Here is a 307-nt window from a genome sequence, read left to right as displayed (position 1 = left end):
CATTATTCAGACCGCCGGCAGCAAACAGCGTCAGGCCATAGAAGTCGATGAAGAAGGACAAGTCAGCAGCCAAACCACACCGAGTAAAGACAGCGATGCCCGTTGGATAAAGAAAAGCGGCCTCTACAAACTCGGTTACAAACAACATACCCGTACCGATGCGGAAGGCTATATTGAGAAACTGCACATTACCCCTGCCAATGCCCATGAATGCAAACACCTGTTGCCTTTGTTGGAAGGCCTATCCAAAGGTACGACCGTCTATGCCGACAAAGGCTACGACAGTAAGGAAAACCGGCAACATCTG

1 protein-coding gene is annotated in these 307 nt (G+C 49.8%); it reads left to right on the top strand.

What is annotated here, in order from left to right; all coding sequences use genetic code 11:
* The coding region (locus tag ACTHUE_RS20680) for a transposase (RefSeq protein WP_440424349.1) at positions 1 to 307 on the top strand (307 nt) is incomplete at both ends.

This window comes from Neisseria sp. P0021.S005, from assembly GCF_051956955.1.
The sequence above is the reverse complement of the archived record's forward strand: the minus strand, read 5'-3'. Positions and strand labels throughout refer to the sequence as shown.